Consider the following 16,791-nt stretch of genomic DNA (forward strand, 5'->3'; position numbering starts at 1 on the left):
ACCTTCCAAGACACAAAGTTCGTCATATTTCCTCAATAATGATTAGGATAGTCTTGGGGGGACTACTTATTTTGCTTTCAAATAAAATTAAACTCCCATGGCTCAGATAACGGAAACCTTCATTTCCGGTGTTTTTGAAATACAACCTAAATTGTTTCAAGATTCTAGGGGCTATTTTTTTGAATCATTCCGAAAGGATTGGTTCACTGCCAATGGTTTGGAAGAAAACTGGGTTCAGGATAATCAGTCCTTTTCCCAAAAAGGAACTGTCCGTGGACTACATTTTCAAAGAGATCCATTTGCGCAGGCAAAGCTCGTGCGTGTTGTGCAGGGGAAGGTTTTGGATGTAGTAGTGGACCTTCGGAAAGATTCAGCTACCTTTGGGCGATCATTATCTGTGGTTTTGGATGCATCCAAGCAGAATTTACTGTATATTCCGAAAGGATTTGCACACGGATTTTCGGTCTTGGAAGATGCACTTTTCCTGTATAAATGTTCCAATTATTATCACCAAGCCAGCGAAGGCGGAATTTTATGGAATGATCCCGAGCTAGGCATTGATTGGAAAGTGACAGACCCTATAATCTCAGAAAAAGATCAGAAGTGGCCAACATTGGCTGAATTTATAAAATCAAGTGGAGGAGGATTCTAAATGGGCATTTTAGACCTGTTTAAACGTAAACCTGAAGTCATAGAAGACCTGGACCTTAGCTGGTTGCAGGCAGACATGCACTCTCATCTCATACCCGGAATAGATGATGGATCTAAATCTATGGAGGAATCCCTGGATTTGGTACGCAGGTTATCCCAATATGGGCTTAGAAAGATTATCACCACCCCTCATATCATGTCCGAGTATTACCGAAATACTCCTGAAATTATTAAGATGGGGCTGGAAGATCTACGTAAGGCTGTAAAAAATGAGGGCATTGAGATAGAAATTGATGCGGCTGCGGAGTACTATATGGATGAGATTTTCTTGGAAAAAGTGAAAGCCGGGGAAGAGCTTTTAACTTTCGGAGATAGCTATATCCTAGTCGAAACTGGCTTTATCAATCGACCTCAGATGTTGCTGGAGATTTTTTTCCACTTGGAAATGGCTGGATATAAACCGGTTTTTGCCCATCCTGAGCGCTATCAGTACTTAGTTGCGGATAAAGATTTACTACAGGATCTCATTGACAGAAATATTATCTTCCAGATTAACCTGCTTTCTTTGACAGGATTCTACTCCAAGCAAGTCAAGGATTTTGCAGAGACACTTTTAGAAAAGGCAAATGTTCGATTTTTTGGAACAGACTGCCATAATTCTCGTTATCTGGATATGTTGGAAACACTTCCCAAGTCCAAAACTTTTGAAAAAATCCGTCATTCGGAATGGTTAAATACCAGTCTTTGATCTTAAAAAAAGCATGAAAATTCTTATTACCGGAATCACAGGTTTGCTGGGAAGCTATTTAGCTAAAGAACTTCGTGCTTTGGGTGAAATTCATGGGCTCAGAAGAAAGCAATCTTCAGATAAATTGATCCAAGGCTTAGATTTTCCAATTCATTGGCATGAGGGAAGTTTGGCAGATATGGATGCCTTGGAATCAGCCTTACAGGAAATAGATCTTGTGGTGCATTGCGCCGGCTTGGTTTCATTTAACCCTGCGGATACTGATCGCTTATATCATGTCAATGTGGAGGGTACAGCAAACTTGATTAATGCCCTGCTGAATACAGGGGTGAAAAAGTTGGTTCATGTATCCTCAGTAGCTGCGATCGGCAGAAGTATTGAAGCAAAAATAATTGACGAAAATTTCAAGTGGACAGAGTCACCGCTGAACACAGAATATGCAGTTTCGAAATATTGGGGTGAACTGGAAGCTTGGAGAGGAGCTCAGGAAGGACTGGATGTGATGGTAGTAAATCCATCTGTTCTTTTGCCCAAGGTGGAGGATGAGCGATCCAGCGCATCTGTTTATCAATTTATTTTGAAGGGAAATTCTTTTTATCCTACTGGAAACATCAATTACTTGGACATTCGGGATGCTGCAGAGATGATCCGGAAATTGATTCAAAAGGAAGCATGGGGAGAGCGTTTTATCCTCAATGCAGCAAGCATTCCTTTCCGGGACTTTTTTGAAAAGATGGCTACGGTTTTTCAAAAATCAGCCCCAACCAAACCAGCCAAAGGCCTAATCTTAAATCTAGCCGTATTTTTTACAGGAATAGGAAGAAAATTGGGACTTACTGAAAATCCCTTAAATAAGAAAACTGCGAAAATTGCTTCCCAAAAAATTACATTTGATGGCAGTAAAGCAGTCCAACTTTTAGACTTTGAATTCAAATCTTTGGAAGACACCTTTTCCTGGGCAAAGTAAACTAATTTCGGAAAGGCTTCGTTATCCCTTTCTTGCGCTGGGAAGGCCTTTTAATCACTTGAAAAAAATTAACATTTCAGCGTTTTGAGAGACCGTTTTATTTGGTATCTTAAGTAAACCTTAACACATTCGAATGACCGGAGATCACGATCACGATTGGGAAGAAGATAAAAAGCTCGTGGAGCGCTTTGAAAATTCCCTGAAATCCAACCTCGATATGTTTTTCGATGAAGAAGAACTGGAGGATATTATCCGCTTCTATTTTGATCAGCAAAAATTTCTGAAAGCATTAAGGGCTTCTGAGTTTGCCTTGGAAAAATTCCCCTTTTCTGTGGAAATCAAATTGCTCAAAGCTCAATGCCTGATCTTCAACGATGAGCTGGAAGAGGGCCTGAGCATCCTGGAAAATATCAATAATATTTCACCTAATAATGAGGAAATCGTCCTTGCTTTGGCCAATGCACATATTTTGGCTGGGAATCCTCAAGAGGGCGTAGACTTATTGGAGAAATATTTACCCATGGCAGAGGACAAGGCAGAGGTTTATTATTCTCTGGGAAATCTATTTCGAGCCAAAGGTGATAATAAGCAGGCTAGCCATTATTTTAAAGAGGCTGTAAAAATCCGTATCAACCACGAAGATGCTCTTTTTCAGCTTGCTATGATTACGGAAGAAGAGGGCTCATTCGATGAAATCCTTCAGTTTTACCAAGAATTTATAGACCAGGATCCCTATAGTGCAGGGGCTTGGTATAATTTGGGCGTAGTTTATAATCGCTTGGGAAGGTTTGAAGATGCCATCAAAGCCTATGATTATGCCATTTTGATAGACGATAGTTTCGCTTCAGCTTATTTCAATTTGGGAAATGCGCTGATGAATACCAATCAATATGAATTGGCTCTGGAAGCGTATCAAAATACCATCAATTGCGAAGGAGCGAATGCAGAGAACTGTTGCTATATGGGCGCTGCATACGAGAAGCTGGGCAAAATCGATGAGGCTTTTAAATATTTCAAAAAGTCAGCAAAGCTGGATGAGGAATATGATGATGCTTGGTTTGGATTGGGAATGTGCATGCTTAAGAAGGAGAAGTTCTTTGAGGCTATCCACTATTTCAAAAAAGCCCTCAATCTCAGTAAGGAAAATGCGAATTATTGGGTTGGTCTGGCCGACGCTGAATTTAACCTTGGAAATCTCCAGGCCAGTTCGGAGGCTTATGAGGAGGCTATCAACCTAGAACCGGGAATCATGGAGACCTATGTGAACCTCTCTGTGATTTACTACGACCAAAATAGATTTGAGGAGGCTGTAGACGTAATCAGCGAAGGAATCGAGGAGTTGCCCGAGGAAGCGGAGCTCTATTATCGCATGGTAGTTTACCAGATCAAATTAGGCAATTACAAAGAAGCGTTTTCATATTTGGAAAATGCTTTAACTTTGGACTTTGATCGGCATACGGTTTTGTACGATTTGATGCCTGAGTTGAAGCAGCAAAAAGCCATCTACAAGCTGATTGCGCAATACCGGGACGATAAACTCTTGCCTTAAACCTTAAAATCAAGTAAATGAATTATGTGCTAAAGAATATCCCTGTACGTACTGAAAAGCCGCGTACCACGGGATTTACTATGGCTATGGACAAAGGACTTAGCCTTAGGGAAACAGAAGACTTTGTAGATAGCTGTTCTGATTTTGTTGACATTGTTAAGCTAGGTTGGGCCACATCATATGTGACCAAACAATTGAGTGAAAAGCTGGCGGTTTATAAAGAAGCTGGGATTCCCGTTTATTTTGGAGGAACTTTATTTGAAGCTTTTATCGTAAGAGGACAGTTTGAAGACTATAGAAAAGTATTAGATAAATATAATTTAGAGTTTGCTGAAGTTTCCGACGGATCGATATCTCTAAATCATGATAAAAAGTGTGAGTATATATCCACTTTGGCAAAGCAGGTAACCGTACTTTCAGAAGTCGGGTCTAAAGATGCCGCTAAAATCATCCCTCCATACAAGTGGATTGAACAGATGCAAACTGAACTCGATGCAGGTGCGTGGAAGGTAATCGGAGAAGCAAGAGAAGGAGGAAATGTGGGATTATTCCGTGACTCCGGGGAAGTAAGACAAGGTTTGGTCGAAGAAATTTTGACAAAAATCCCTGAAGAAAAAATCCTTTGGGAAGCACCTATCAAATCTCAGCAGGTTTGGTTTATCAAATTACTGGGAGCGAATGTCAATTTGGGAAATATTTCCCCCTCCGAAGTAATTCCCTTGGAAACAATACGACTGGGATTAAGAGGTGATACATTCGATCACTTTTTAGGAGAAATCAAACTTTAAAAATCTAATAGGCTGATCGAGTGAATCTTTCAGCCTTTATTTTTATCAAATGAAAAAGCTCAAAATTTACCTGCTGACTTATTTGAAAGGAATGGCCATGGGCGCCGCGGATATTGTTCCTGGTGTTTCAGGTGGTTCCATAGCTTTGATCACAGGTATTTATCAGCGTTTGCTGGACAGTATCAATGCCTTTACAGGGGATAACCTGAAACTTCTGCTCAAATTTGAGTTGAAAGGATTTTACAAATCTGTAAATGGTAGCTTCTTACTCAGTCTTTTGCTGGGTATCATGACTTCAATTTTCACACTTTCCAAATTGATAACTTGGCTAATGGATGAACATCCCATCCCGCTTTGGTCATTTTTCTGTGGATTGATCCTGATTAGTGCTTTCATTATTTTGAAAGAAATCAAACGCTGGCAGTTGGGAGTGATAATTTCTCTCTTGGTAGGAACAGCTTTGGCGTGGTGGGTAACAGGCCTTCCTCCGACCACCTCTCCCGATGCGCTTTGGTTTACTTTTGTCGCAGGTGCCATTGCTATCTGTGCTATGATCCTCCCGGGAATTAGCGGTAGTTTTATTTTATTGATTCTAGGAAAGTATGAAACAGTGCTGGCGGCAGTTTCAGAAAAAGACATTCTCAAATTGGGACTTTTTGCCTCAGGATGTATTGTGGGGATTCTTTCATTCAGTAGAGTTGTTTCTTGGCTCCTTCGAAAATTCTATTCCACTACAATCGGTTTGCTCTCAGGTTTTATGGTGGGCTCTATTAATAAATTATGGCCTTGGAAAGTGGTTACTCAGTATAGAATTTCCTCTTCCGGTGAAGAAAAGCCCTTTTTGACTGAAAATATTCTGCCTTCAGAGTATATGGCTCAAGTAGGATCTGAACCTAACTTGACTTGGGCAATTTTTGGATTTGTTGGGGGGATAGTACTGGTTTTGGGAATTGATTTGTTGGCCGCTTATCTCAAGAAATCATGAGAAAATTTGGTTTGATCGGATATCCATTGGGTCATTCTTTTTCGAAGAAGTACTTCACAGAAAAATTTGAAAAAGAACAAATCACCGACTGTCACTTTGACCTATATGATATTCCTGAGATTACTGACTTTTCCAAAGTTTTAAAGGAAAACCCCGAATTGGAAGGGATGTCAGTGACCATCCCGTACAAGCAGCAAGTAATCCCTTGGATGGATGCTCTTGACCCTGCCTGTGAGAAAATCGGTGCAGTCAATTGTATTAAAATTGAGCCAGGCAAACTGACTGGATACAATACGGATTACTTTGGCTTTAAAGGTTCTTTGGAAAAATGGTTGGGGCCAAAAAGACCCAAAGCTTTGGTTTTGGGAACTGGTGGAGCTTCTAAGGCAATCAAGCAAGCCCTCAAAGATTTGGAAATTGATTTCCTATCTGTATCCAGAAATCCAGCAGATCAACAAATTAGCTATCAGGATTTAGAAGTTAACCCATCTTACATGGCTGATCATCATCTGTTGATCAATTGTACTCCCTTAGGCACTTATCCCAAAACAGAAGGATTTCCTCCTATTCCTTTGTCTCAATTGACTTCTGAGCACTGGGTTTTTGATTTGGTTTATAATCCTTCAGAAACTACTCTCATGAAAGCTTGTCTTTCCAAAGGTGGAAAGGCCAAAAATGGATTGGAAATGTTAGAGCTTCAAGCAGAGGCAGCCTGGAAAATATGGAATGAGAAACCATGAAAAAGGCTATCCTCATTATTCAATACAAAGATCAAAAAGGAATAGTAGCAGCTGTTTCCCAATTTTTGTTTCGATATGAGGGGAATATTTTAGAAGTAGATCAGCATGTGGATGAAGAGCTGGGGATGTTCTTTATGAGAGCAGCCTGGGAACTTGAAAGCTTTTCCATTTCCAAGGAATCAATCAAGCAAAAGTTTGAAGAAGAGGTCGCTGGAAAATTTGGGATGGACTTTAGGCTTCATTTTAATTTTCCCAAACCAAGAATGGCTCTTTTTGTGAGTAAGCTCTCACATTGCCTTTTTGATATTTTGGGCAGGCATCATGCGGGTCAGTTGGAAATGGATATCCCTTTGGTAGTTTCCAATCATCCCGATCTGAGACTGGTAGTAGAGTCCTTTGGGATTAAGTATGAGCATATTCCTGTCAACAACTCCAACAAAGAGGAAGCAGAGGCCAAGCAACTAGAGCTCTTAGAGGAAAATCAGGTAGATTTTATTGTGTTGGCTCGGTACATGCAGATTTTGTCAGGGAAGTTGATTGAAAGATTTCCCAATAGAATCATCAATATCCATCATTCTTTTTTACCTGCTTTTATTGGAGCAAAACCGTATCACGCAGCATACGAAAGAGGCGTAAAAATCATTGGGGCCACTGCTCATTATGTGACCGAAGAATTGGATGCAGGACCGATTATAGAACAGGAAGTTGCACGCGTCCGCCACCATAATACGATTTCTGAATTGGTACAAATTGGCCAAGACGTGGAAAAAGTAGTTCTCTCCAAGGCCATTAAATATCATTTGGAAAGGAAGGTCCTTGTTGTAAAAAATAAGACAGTGATCTTTTATTGATTAGGGAATTACCTTTCTGGGAATATCTTTGGGAAGTCTTGTTAGCAATTCATAATTCACCTGCTGGGTAGACTCCGAAAAGGAAGCAACAGTAATTTCTTTTTTCCCCTGCTTTCCAATCATTACCACTTCATCCCCTGTTTGAACTCCCGATACCTTAGTAATATCCACTGCGATGGCATTCATGGTAACAGTTCCCACCACTTGACAGAATTGCCCGCCTATTAGGACTTGTCCTGAGTTGGAAAGTAACCTACTGTATCCATGGCCATACCCGACAGGTACAATGGCCAATTGCATGTCATGAAGGGCCATGAAACTATTGCCATACCCTACAAACTCTCCCATTTCTACCTTTTTCAGGCTCATGACAGAGCTCTTCCAGGTAATCAGTCTTTTCAATGGGTTTTTATTATTGCTTGGAAGATCTTTCAACTTGGCAAAATAAGTCTCTTTGGTTGGCCAAAAACCGTAACCGGCAATGCCGATTCTCACCATGTCCATGATGGTTTCCGGAAAAATTAAAGTGGCTGCAGAGCAGGCAGTATGGTACCTGTTGAAAAAGAGATAGTTTTCTGAGAGATAGTTTTTAAACTCGTAATAGACTGAAATCTGATTTTTCACCCTAACAAAATTGCTCACACTTTCAGCCCCTGCATAATGAGTGCAAAGTCCTTCTAAAATCACATGTTCTTTGGCTTCTTTCAACACCTGAACCAACTTTTCTTTATCCTCCCAGTCAAACCCTGTTCTGTGAAATCCTGTCTCAACTTCAATATGGATCTTTGCAGGAATTTTGATTCTTTTTGAAATAGAGATTGCCTTTTCCAGCCTGTAAAAATCAAAAACATAAAAATTGATCCCAGCTCGGATCAGGTCTTCCATTTCTTCCTCATACAACATCCCTAAAATCATAATCTCAGAATTTTTGGTAGAATGCTTTTTAACAAGCCAAGCCTCGTCCGAGCTAAAAGCACTGAAATGCCTGATACCTGCTTTTTCTGCTATTCCAACCATTTGCTCAATTCCATGCCCATAGGCATTTCCTTTCACCACTGCAGAAATAGTAGGCTTTTCCCCTATCTCTGAGCGAATGTATTTGATGTTTTGTCTATAGGCTTTTGCGCTGATTTCCAAAAAGGAGGTAGCAATCATAATTCTTGGTTTTTTTGAACCGGGCCAAAAATTAAGTCAGCTTGATTCCAATTCCCAATTTTCCCTACATTTATTCCTAAAGCTTTTACAAATGGATACTCAATCGAAAATTCGCTGCCCTTGGTGTTTGGGATTTGATCAGTATGTTAGCTACCATGACGAAGAATGGGGAGTTCCTGTTTATGATGATAAGATTCATTTTGAATTCCTGGTTTTGGAGTCTGCCCAAGCAGGATTGAGCTGGGCAACGATCCTGAAAAAGCGGGAGGGATATAGAAATGCTTTTGCCGATTTTGATTACAAAGTGGTCGCTGACTTTCCCGATTCCTATGTAGAAGAATTGCTTCATGATCAGGGAATTATTCGAAATAAGCTCAAAATTAAAGCAGCTATCAATAATGCTCAACGCTTTATGGAGGTACAGAAAGAGTTCGGTTCTTTTTCAGATTATATCTGGTCTTTCGTAGGAGGAAAACCTATTCAAAACAAGCTTCAAAGTATGAAAGATGCTCCTGCTACTTCAGCTGAATCCGACCGATTGGCTAAGGATCTAAAGAAAAGAGGCTTTAAATTTTTGGGTTCCACAACAATCTACGCTCACATGCAGGCAACTGGCTTAGTGAATGATCATTTGGTCGATTGTTTTCGGCATAGTGAAGTGAAAAAACTGCAAGGGTCTTAAGCTTAGGCTTTTACCTTACAATTAGATTAATCTCATCAAAATATACTTTCCCTAAAGTTAAGTCGGGTACAAATAAACCAACCTGAATTTTTTCTGCATCTTTTGGAAAATTTTCCAAGGTGGCTTTTAATAAAAACCAATCAAAATCACCTTGAAAAAGCTCTTCATTTGTGGCGGAAGCACTTTTGCTTTGATCAAATGCTATTCTGGGAAAAATCTGTATTCCAATGTGCACTCTTCCTCCTAAAGTTAAATCCCTTACATTTTCTCCCTTTACAAAAGCTAAAAGCTCAACTGTGCTCCCGGGAGCAGGCATGGGTCCTGTATAAGTCTGAATCCAAGTTGCAGCATGGGCAGTTGATCTTTCTTTATTTTCGATAAAAAGAGATCGGTTTCCAGTCAAGAAAACTTCCCGGCTCACTCCATACTGAACTGTATTGGAGGTCAATGGTGTCCAAGGCGAAACATTATCTGGATACAGGGATAAATTGGGATTCAATAGAAGTTGGCTTCCTTTGGGCAGGAAGTCTTCCTCGGCATTGCAGGAAACCAACAGGAAAAGAAAAAGAATCAGGGAAAAATTTCTTCCAGCTTTCATAACTATCGCAATTCATTCATTTTCAGGTGCATTTAATTTACTAGTATTTCTGGAAGAGTTAAGGCTATTTAAAAATTCAACAGAGATTTTATCTAACAAATAAATTTATTTCATCAAAGTAGGCTTTTCCTAAAACTCGACTATTTAAGCCAACGCTAGCTCCTATGCTATTTGCATCGGCAGGAAAATTATCTAAAGTAACCTTAAGCAAATACCAGTCAAAATCACCTTCAAGTTGATTAATTACACTATTTGATTTGATAATTTCACCCTTGCCAGAACGAACGATTAAGGAAATAAATATATTATTATCCGCCCTAAGGCTTTTGATGTTTTCACCTTTTATAAAGGCCAATAGTTCTATCGTACTTCCCTCCTTAGGCATAGGACCAGTGTAGGTTTGATTCCAACTTGCTGATGCAAATTCAGTACTATCGATGTTTACAATAAAGAGAGATCTGTTTCCTGAATAAAAAACTTCACTATCTGTTCCAATTTCAAATTGTTCTCGAATATTTGAAGAATTCCACGGAAGAACTGAACCTTGGTAAAGCGATAAATTGGGATTCAAGAGAAGTTGGCTTCCTTTGGGCAGGAAGTCTTCCTCGGCATTGCAGGAAACCAACAGGAAAAGAAAAAGAATCAGGGAAAAATTTCTGCCAGCTTTCATAACTATCGTAATTCATTCATTTTCAGATGAATCTAAGTTACTAGTTTTTAGTATAGAGACAAGGATTTACTCTATATAAACTAAAAAATTTTAACAAAATTACGAATCAAATATCAGCTAGAGAAGCTCACTTCATAAGTGAAAAAGGAATCCCTCTTAATCCCATGATATTTTGGAAAATGGATTTGCTTTTAGGCAAAGGCAAAGAATACCAACCATACCAAAAACAGGATAGGTAATAAGATAGGCAAGGAGAAGCGGATGATGTAGCCAAAGAAGGAAGGCATTTTGATCCCGCTTTGTTCAGCGATTGACTTCACCATGAAGTTAGGTCCATTACCAATGTATGTCATAGCTCCAAAAAATACAGAGGCGATGGCAATAGCCATTAGCTGGAAAGATGAATCAGGGTAGCCATTTGCTGCAAACTGCCTCACTTCCTGAATATTGTTGATCGAAGCTCCCTCTGAAGCCATCGCTGCTGCCAAGAAATTCAAGTATGTTGGAGCATTATCCAAAAAGCCTGATAAAATACCTGTTCCCCAATACAAGGTATTATGGGTGATTAATTCAGCTCCTTCAGGAGATTTCGCAAAATCACCTACTAATTCCAAAGCAGGCATCATGGTTCCGAAAATACCAATGAAAATAAACGCAACTTCCCGGATTGGTTCGAAGTTGAATTCATTGCCTTTAATCGCTCGTTGATCTGCAAATCGATAGGAAAGGAAGGCTACAGAAAGCATGATAATTTCTCTGAGAAAAGAGAATTTTTGTCCATCATAGTGGATAGCAGGAACCCAATCCAGTACGTTTGGGTCGAGGAAGACAGAACAAATCACAATGAATAACCATCCAAAATTCTTCAATCCAATCATGGAGAATTTATTGGTATAGGTTACCTCTTCCATTTCACTGTCATCATTTGCTCTTCCGAATTTGCGATCGACAAAATAGAATGCGGCTGCTAAAATCAGTAGAGCAAATAACCAATTGTCCCAGTTGTTTTCTAAAGTCCAGAAGAATGGAACACCTTTCAAAAAGCCTAGGAATAATGGAGGGTCACCAATAGGTGTCAAAGACCCACCGATGTTGCTGACCATAAAAATAAAGAAGATGATATGGTAAGCTTGAATGTTGCCTTTATTCAATCGAATAAAAGGACGGATTAAAAGCATGGAAGCCCCAGTCGTTCCAATCAAATTGGAAACCAATGCTCCTATCAGCAGCAAAGATACGTTGGCAAGAGGTGTAGCTTTTTTATCAATTTCAATCAAAATACCCCCCGAGGCAATGTACAGAGAGGCCAAAAGGGCAATAAATTGAACATATTCGGCCAAGGCGTGAACCGGTCCGTGTACATTTTCTAATACAAACAGATAGTATAAAACCACTAGAACAGCCAAGCCAACCGCAATTTTGGGATAGTTTTTATGCCAGAAATGCTCATAGAACAATGGCCCCGTAGCAATCATCAGAAGAAGAGCCACAAAAGGAATGACTAACCAACCCGGAGGTGTATGGTGGACTTCGGTTTCGTGTGCCTCATCTATGTGAACGCTAGCTGCCTCATGATCAGCATCTACCTGCTCAGCTTGTGCAATTAGCCTAGTTTCATTAGAGCTCTCCTTAGCCAGGCACTGGGATGCCTGCATTCCGGGAAAAAATAATATTCCGAAAAGTAAGGAGATGCCAAGGATAAAATTCTTCATGTGAATAACAGGGGTATGCTGGGTGTTCTTTTCGGTTAATTTAAGCAAATATTTTTTGCTTGACAGTCTGTAATAGGGATTTGCTAAACTACAGATTTTGCGTCAAACCGCACAACCATCAAAAAGCTGCCCAGCGGATTTAATCAAAAATTAACTCCAACTGGGCAAAGCTAAAGAATGGTTTTACACGAGTTGACCCAAAGCTATTTTAAAGGAGCTTTCAGCCAGTTTAGTTTTTCCCGGATTTTCCGCAAAAGTCTTTTTCAAGGCTTTTTCAATAGTCTTGCTTACATCTTTGAAAATTGCCTGATCGGTTACTTCTGCTTGATCACTCATGAGGTAAGCAAATACCCTTGCCATACCACAATTCGCGATGAAATCCGGAATCACGGAAACTTGCTGATCTGTCCATGCACCAATAGGTCCGAAGAAAATCTCCGGGTCTGCAAAAGGTACATTGGCTCCGCAGGAAATCACTTCTAATCCTGCTTTGATCATTCGTTCTGATTGTTCTTTGGTAATCAATCTCGAAGCCGCGGCAGGGATGAAGATTTCACTTTCCAGATCCCAAATCTCTTCATTGATAATATCAAAAGGAATCAATTGGTCAGCGACTAACTGATTGCCATTTCTGGTTATAAATAACTCTCTTACTTCATCAAGAGAGAATCCTTCTTTTTTGATCAAACCGCCATCACGGTCAATAATGCCGACTATCTTAACTCCCTCTACTGCCAGAAAACATGCTGCAGCGGCTCCTACATTGCCCCAGCCCTGGATGACTGCACGCTTTCCTTTGAGGTTTCCGCCCCAAATTTTATAATAATGACGCACTGCCTCTGCCACTCCGTACCCAGTAATCATATCGGCTACCGTGTATTTTTTGGGACCGTTTGGAGTGAAATGAGGATCTTCTAAAACCTTGGAAACACCTTGTCTTAACTGACCGATTTTTCTGATTTTTTCAGGCTCGGTAGCAAGAAAATGCCCATTGACCACACCTTCCTGTGGATGCCAGATTCCAAAAGACTCAGTAATTGGTATTACTTCGTGAATTTCATCCACATTCAAGTCCCCGCCGGTTCCGTAGTAGTTTTTCAGTAATGGAGTGACGGCCTTGTACCATCTTCTCAATACCTCATCCTTTCTTGGGTCCTTAGGGTCGAAATTAATTCCGGACTTTGCTCCTCCGATGGCTGGACCTGACACAGTGAATTTCACTTCCATAGTCTTGGCAAGTGATTCTACCTCTCTTTTATCCAAGCCTTTTCGCATTCGGGTTCCTCCTCCGGCAGCTCCCCCTCTCAGGGAGTTGATGACTACCCAACCTTCCGCTTCAGACTCAGAGTCTGACCACTCGAAAATGATTTCGGGTTTTTTATTTTCAAACTTCTTTAATAATTCCTGCATGTTTATTTGGGTTTACTTCGCAGCGCAAAAATAGAAAAATATCCAGCGCCTCCTAGAGTAGATTGTATGGAGGGTTAGCTATAAATCACTCCTCCAGAGGAATTTCTCCTAGCTCCTGTGACAGAGCTGAGGCAATTTTCCTCTCCCAGCAATCTAAGGAGTCCCAGAAAACCAAAAATCAAGGCTTCTTTGAATTCAATCAATTCAGATGAAGCTTGAAAATGATTCCATTGTCCCTCTAAATGAGCGTCTAATCTCTGGATAAAATAGCTGTTATAGGCTCCTCCACCTGTAATCAAAACCTGTGGATTTTCTACCTGGGAATAATCTCTTATTACTTGGCTGATTTGCAGAGCGTAGTGCTCAATCAAAGTGGCTAATAGGTCCTTTGGGGCTAAGCCTGAATTTTTGATTAGTGGTTCAAAATCCTGCTCCATATCTTCCCTTCCCAAGGATTTTGCTCCTTTTTTGGAGTAAAAGGGCAATTTATTCAGCTTATCGAGAAGTGTGTTTGATACCTTACCCTCAGATGCCCATTGACCGCCCTCATCATAAGGCCCTCCCAAAATGTGGGCAATAGGATTTAACAAAATATTGAAAGGGCTCATGTCAAAAGCTACTCTTTGCTCATTTTGCTTCATACTGATATTGGAAATTCCACCCAGATTGATGCAGAAGTCCATTTGAGGGAAAAGTAATTCATCACCTATAGGTACTAATGGAGCTCCCTGACCCCCTAATTGTATATCTAGCATCCTGAAATCATTGACCACTGTCAATCCTGAAGCTTGGTGAAGGGCCCATCCATTGCCAATTTGCAAGCTCAGTCCAAGGTTTGGCTGATGGAATACAGTATGCCCATGTGAGCATAAAGCAAAAGGAGTGATTTCTCGTTCTTTGCAAAAAGCGGCTACTTGTTCCCCCATCCATTTTCCAAAAGCCACATCTAAAACCGCCAGTTCATTCGCTGTTAATAGGTGTGATTTGGATAATTGATGTCCCAAGTTTTCAGGAAATGGAATAGTCAAAGCTTCCAAAATTTCGAAAGTCCAGTTATCACTCTTTTTGTATTCGCAGTAGGCAAGGTCTAATCCATCTCCGGAAGTACCGGACATCAAGCCTATTAGTTGGAAGCTCTTTGGGTTCATGGGTTAATGTTTGTTAAGTCAGGGACGATTCAAAGATAATTTTAGATACTGGAAAAAGTCGTCTTTTTTTAAATAGCTAATTTGCAGTCATAATTTATCATATGCCAAACCTCGTAGTCGACATAGGGAATACCCGGGTTAAATCAGCGCTTTTTGAAAAAGGTGAAATCACCTGGGAAAGGGCTTTTGAGAATCTGGACTTTGCCCAAAAAGCCTGGTCTGAACTGAGCTTCGACGAGTGTGTTATTTCCTCAGTCAAATGGTCAGAGGAAGAATTGAAATCCGCTTTGGATTTTGATTTTCTTTTTTTGACAAGAGAAACCAATCTTCCCATACATAATGGATACGGTTCTCCACAGACTTTAGGTTTGGATAGAATCGCTGCTGCGATCGGGGGCTGGAAAAAAGCCGGACAGAATTCAGCTTTGGTAATCGATTTGGGAAGCTGTATGACTTTCGAATTGATTGTGTCTGATACCTACAAAGGTGGAGCGATCAGTCCCGGCTTGGCTATGCGAGCCAAGGCCATGAATCAGTTTACGGCCCGCCTTCCTTTGGTAGAAGTAGGTAAAAAACCGGAGGCTCCGGTCGGAGATTCTACCCAAACTTGTATGCAAGTGGGGGTATGGTATGGCATTTATTACGAAATCATAGGTCAAATTCAGGCTTTTAGGGCCGAATTTCCTGAAATTAAGGTCTTTGTTTGCGGTGGAGATGCACAATCTTTTGAATCATTGGCAAAAGACCACATATTTGTAGTCCCAAATTTGGTCCTGTATGGATTGAATTGCATTCTAAACCACAATGTTGAGTAAAATCAAATGGCATCTATTGGGTGTTTGCTGCACCTTCATCCTCTTTTCTGAAGCTCAGGCACAGTCTAGTGCCTCCACTTATTCTGCCCTTGGAATCGGGGAATTTAATTATTCCGGACTTACACAAAACCAAGGAATGGGAGGATTAGGAATCAGTTTTGGCACGGGCTGGAACGCCAACGTAGTCAATCCTGCCCTACAAACCAGAAACACTATTTTTAATTTTCAGACTTCCCTGAATTACAGAAGAATCAATGCTTCCAATGGGTCTCAATCTTCCGATGTGGACGGTGGAGGACTTTCCTATATCGCGCTTTCCTTGCCTTTCAAGCCAGGAAAACTAACCATGGGAATGGGTCTGAATCAGGTTACCTCGGTAAATTATGATCTGCAAATCTCCAGTATGGTTAACAATGCAGAGATTGAGGCAGTTAATAATATTAACGGTGACGGAGGAATCTCTGAAGCATACATCAGTGCGGGTTATTTATTAGCCAAAAATCTGAGCATCGGAGTTCATGGATCTTACCTATTTGGCTCTACCATCAGAAAGAATCAATTGACTCTTTTTAATGAAAATGGCACGCAGGTAGGAAGCACTTCGGAATATTATGAAAGATTAACAATTAGCGATGTTGCCCTCAAATTTGGTACTCACTACTATTTCAAAGTAGGTGAGAAAAGTAACCTTCATGTGGGTGCCATTTATCAGGGTCTAGGGGACGTTAATGGAAATGCCTTTGCCAAACTCGCTGCATTTGGCGAAGCTAGCGACCCCGATTCAGAAGGAGACCTGATATTGGATAACGAAAAAGGAAGTATCTATATACCAAGTCGTTACGGATTTGGGGTAAGTTACGAGAGAGCCAATAAATACGTGATTGGATTGGAAGGACAGTACCAGAATTTCTCTGATTTCAGAAACTTTCTGGGGGATCCTTTGGAGCTAAGAGAGGCTATTAAATTGGGCTTGGGATTCCAGATTGTTCCCGATTTTATGTCGGTTGATAACAATCTGAAAAGAGGTACTTATAGGGTAGGTTTGGAGTTTTTACAGACTCCATACTATATCAACCAGACCACCATTAATGACCTTGGCATTAACTTTGGAGCTTCAATTCCTGTTAACCAATTGTCGTTAATGAACCTTGCGGTAAAGGTGGGACAAAGAGGGACTACCTCCGCAGGATTGATCAGAGAAAACTACGTGAACTTCACCTTAGGCTTCTCTCTTAACGATAACACTTGGTTCTACAAAAGAGTATTTGAGTAAATATCTGAAGGCAGTTTTAAGGACTGCATAGAAAGAGAAGAGCAATTAA

General features: G+C 40.5%; 17 protein-coding genes. 11 read left to right on the plus strand and 6 right to left on the minus strand.

Features of this window, described 5'->3' with window-relative positions; all coding sequences use genetic code 11:
• Positions 1-97 precede the first annotated feature (97 nt).
• The 8 genes from rfbC (at position 98) to purU (ending at position 7,279) form a co-directional block, all read left to right on the plus strand.
• Positions 98-652 carry a dTDP-4-dehydrorhamnose 3,5-epimerase gene (gene rfbC / locus BM073_RS09390; RefSeq protein WP_091653515.1) on the plus strand — a complete coding sequence of 185 codons (555 nt, stop codon included), beginning with the start codon at positions 98-100 and terminating at the stop codon, positions 650-652.
• A complete protein-coding gene (locus tag BM073_RS09395) occupies positions 653-1,399 on the plus strand; it encodes a tyrosine-protein phosphatase (protein ID WP_091653517.1) in 747 nt (248 codons plus the stop codon).
• Between the two features lie 13 nt (positions 1,400-1,412).
• A complete protein-coding gene (locus BM073_RS09400; protein WP_091653519.1) occupies positions 1,413-2,366 on the plus strand; it encodes an NAD-dependent epimerase/dehydratase family protein in 954 nt (317 codons plus the stop codon).
• Between the two features lie 133 nt (positions 2,367-2,499).
• Positions 2,500-3,915 carry a tetratricopeptide repeat protein gene (locus tag BM073_RS09405; RefSeq protein ID WP_091653520.1) on the plus strand — a complete coding sequence of 472 codons (1,416 nt, stop codon included), beginning with the start codon at positions 2,500-2,502 and terminating at the stop codon, positions 3,913-3,915.
• Positions 3,916-3,932: 17 nt separating this feature from the next.
• A complete protein-coding gene (locus BM073_RS09410; protein WP_091653522.1) occupies positions 3,933-4,703 on the plus strand; it encodes a phosphosulfolactate synthase in 771 nt (256 codons plus the stop codon).
• A gap of 49 nt (positions 4,704-4,752) precedes the next feature.
• The gene (locus BM073_RS09415) at positions 4,753-5,688 is read left to right on the plus strand and encodes a DUF368 domain-containing protein (RefSeq protein ID WP_091653524.1); all 936 of its coding nucleotides are present in this window, start codon (positions 4,753-4,755) and stop codon (positions 5,686-5,688) included.
• Positions 5,685-6,428 (plus strand): shikimate dehydrogenase family protein, encoded by a 744-nt coding sequence (locus tag BM073_RS09420; RefSeq protein ID WP_091653526.1) that lies wholly within the window; start codon positions 5,685-5,687, stop codon positions 6,426-6,428. Before BM073_RS09415 ends, BM073_RS09420 begins: the two co-directional genes overlap by 4 nt.
• Positions 6,425-7,279, plus strand: a complete 855-nt coding sequence (gene purU / locus BM073_RS09425; protein ID WP_091653528.1) for a formyltetrahydrofolate deformylase — start codon at positions 6,425-6,427, stop codon at positions 7,277-7,279. Before BM073_RS09420 ends, purU begins: the two co-directional genes overlap by 4 nt.
• Here the strand turns inward: purU and alr are convergent, their stop codons facing one another.
• Positions 7,280-8,434, minus strand: coding sequence for an alanine racemase (alr, locus tag BM073_RS09430; RefSeq protein WP_091653529.1), 1,155 nt, complete (start codon positions 8,432-8,434; stop codon positions 7,280-7,282).
• A 91-nt stretch (positions 8,435-8,525) separates the two neighbouring features.
• Between alr and BM073_RS09435 the strand changes: the two genes are divergently transcribed.
• Positions 8,526-9,116, plus strand: a complete 591-nt coding sequence (locus tag BM073_RS09435; protein ID WP_091653531.1) for a DNA-3-methyladenine glycosylase I — start codon at positions 8,526-8,528, stop codon at positions 9,114-9,116.
• Between the two features lie 10 nt (positions 9,117-9,126).
• Here BM073_RS09435 and BM073_RS09440 read toward each other — a convergent pair whose 3' ends face one another.
• The 5 genes from BM073_RS09440 to BM073_RS09460 form a co-directional block, all read right to left on the minus strand.
• On the minus strand, positions 9,127-9,714 hold the full coding sequence (locus BM073_RS09440; RefSeq protein ID WP_091653533.1) for a hypothetical protein: 588 nt from the start codon (positions 9,712-9,714) through the stop codon (positions 9,127-9,129).
• 88 nt (positions 9,715-9,802) lie between these two features.
• Positions 9,803-10,285, minus strand: coding sequence for a hypothetical protein (locus tag BM073_RS09445; protein ID WP_139217469.1), 483 nt, complete (start codon positions 10,283-10,285; stop codon positions 9,803-9,805).
• Between the two features lie 290 nt (positions 10,286-10,575).
• Positions 10,576-12,096 carry a sodium:proton antiporter gene (locus tag BM073_RS09450; protein WP_091653536.1) on the minus strand — a complete coding sequence of 507 codons (1,521 nt, stop codon included), beginning with the start codon at positions 12,094-12,096 and terminating at the stop codon, positions 10,576-10,578.
• 183 nt (positions 12,097-12,279) lie between these two features.
• The gene (locus BM073_RS09455; protein WP_091653538.1) at positions 12,280-13,506 is read right to left on the minus strand and encodes a Glu/Leu/Phe/Val dehydrogenase dimerization domain-containing protein; all 1,227 of its coding nucleotides are present in this window, start codon (positions 13,504-13,506) and stop codon (positions 12,280-12,282) included.
• Positions 13,507-13,580: 74 nt separating this feature from the next.
• Positions 13,581-14,654 (minus strand): anhydro-N-acetylmuramic acid kinase, encoded by a 1,074-nt coding sequence (locus BM073_RS09460; RefSeq protein WP_091653539.1) that lies wholly within the window; start codon positions 14,652-14,654, stop codon positions 13,581-13,583.
• A gap of 101 nt (positions 14,655-14,755) precedes the next feature.
• Between BM073_RS09460 and BM073_RS09465 the strand changes: the two genes are divergently transcribed.
• Entirely contained in the window at positions 14,756-15,469 is a 714-nt protein-coding gene (locus BM073_RS09465; RefSeq protein WP_091653541.1) for a type III pantothenate kinase, read from the plus strand.
• On the plus strand, positions 15,459-16,742 hold the full coding sequence (locus BM073_RS09470; protein ID WP_091653542.1) for a beta-barrel assembly machine protein BamG: 1,284 nt from the start codon (positions 15,459-15,461) through the stop codon (positions 16,740-16,742). Before BM073_RS09465 ends, BM073_RS09470 begins: the two co-directional genes overlap by 11 nt.
• Positions 16,743-16,791 lie beyond the last annotated feature (49 nt).

The sequence above is a fragment of the Algoriphagus ornithinivorans genome (assembly GCF_900115305.1).
In the GTDB taxonomy this organism is placed as follows: domain Bacteria; phylum Bacteroidota; class Bacteroidia; order Cytophagales; family Cyclobacteriaceae; genus Algoriphagus; species Algoriphagus ornithinivorans.